The organism is Microbacterium sp. B24 (assembly GCF_000333415.1).
Taxonomy (GTDB): Bacteria; Actinomycetota; Actinomycetes; order Actinomycetales; family Microbacteriaceae; genus Microbacterium.
Genome location: NZ_BADB01000061.1, coordinates 1 through 1,540 on the forward strand (window position 1 = coordinate 1; position 1,540 = coordinate 1,540).

A 1,540-nucleotide genomic window follows, 5' to 3' on the forward strand; every position below is an offset into this window, starting at 1 on the left:
GATTCGAGCTCGGTCCCGGGGATCCTCTAGAGTCAGCAGCACGCCCGCACCCAGATCCCGCCCGAGAACCCGGAAATCCAAGCCGATGCGACGGAACGCCGAGATCCCGGGCTCCCACAGCAGGTAGAGCGCCAGGGCGATGGGGGCGAACGCGAAGAACTGGGCCAGGAACTGGTTGAGGACGTCCCAGAACTGGGCGGCGTTCGCGCCCGGGTTCAGCGAGGTCGACTGGTCTCCCAAGGCCTGGTCGCGCGTCAGCGCCTGGACAAGCGCGAGCACCGAGGACAGCGCCGAGCGCCCGACCGACAGAGCGAGCACAATGCTGATCTCCCACCACAACCGGGCGCGCGTGCCCCTCAGTCTTGGCAGTTCGGCGGCCTCGGAATCGATCACCTTGTCAGATTGCCATATCGGCCCTGAACTGAGTTAAGGGTCTGTAACGTTTTCCCTAACGGTTTTGATCAACGCTGATCAGAACTTATGGTTTCGGTATCCGCGCCGTGGGTGTTTCACCCGCCTGCGCATCCATCCCTTACCCAGGAGGAAAATTGAAGAAGTCACGCTGGGGAGCACTTGCCGCGGTCACCGCGGCCGGCGCCCTCGCCCTGACGGGCTGCACGGCCAGCGGCGGCGGCAACGCCACCAACGCTGCGCCGACCGGTGGCACCGTCACGATGGCCATCGTGAACGACCTGACGTCGCTGAACAGCAACACGCCGCAGGGCAACCTGGACACCAACGGTCAGTACGTCTACCTGACCACGGGCGGGTTCTTCTACCCGGACAACAGCTTCAACCTCGTCAAGGACGAGTCGTTCGGCACGTACGAGAAGACCTCGGACGACCCGCTGACCGTGAAGTACACGCTCAAGAAGGACCTCAAGTGGTCCGACGGCGAGCCGATCACGGCCGACGACATGGTGCTCGCGTGGGCGATCGCCTCGGGCCACTACGATGACGCGACCACCGACGCGGACGGCAACGTCACGGGTGGCACGCAGTACTTCCAGATCGCGGGTTCGACGGCGGGCATCAACTCGACCGACTTCCCCGAGGTGGGCGACGACAACACGTCGATCACGCTGAAGTACTCCGAGCCCTACGTGGACTGGGAGATCTTCAACCCCATCGCGCAGCCCGCGCACGTCGTGGCCAAGAAGGCCGGCCTCTCCTCGGCCGCTGACCTGACGAAGCTCCTCCAGGGTCTGCCCAAGGGCGACCCGAAGGCTCCCGTCGCCGCGAACGACACCCTGAAGAAGGCTGCGGACTTCGTCAACACGGGCTACGACATCACGTCGTTCCCGACCGACAAGGACCTCCTGGTCACCTCGGGCCCGTGGGTGCTCTCGGCCTGGACGCCGGGTCAGTCGCTCACGTTCGAGCACAACCCCAACTACAAGGGCAACCTCGCGCCGAAGATCGACAAGCTCGTCATGCGTGTCATCGGCGACGCCGCCGCGCAGGTCACGGCTCTGCAGAACGGCGAGGTCGACCTCGTCTACCCGCAGGCATCCGCCGACACGAAGAAGTCGCTCGAGGC

The 1,540-nt window shown here is 64.9% G+C and carries 1 protein-coding gene and 1 pseudogene; one reads left to right on the forward strand and one right to left on the reverse strand.

Annotation, left to right across the window (positions count from 1 at the left end; all coding sequences use genetic code 11):
- A pseudogene (locus I5I_RS01365) lies at window positions 1–393 on the reverse strand (CPBP family intramembrane glutamate endopeptidase); the annotation flags it as partial.
- A 155-nt stretch (window positions 394–548) separates the two neighbouring features.
- Here I5I_RS01365 and I5I_RS01370 point away from each other — a divergent pair.
- Window positions 549–1,540: ABC transporter substrate-binding protein (locus I5I_RS01370; protein ID WP_036315485.1), on the forward strand; the 992-nt coding region annotated here is incomplete at its 3' end.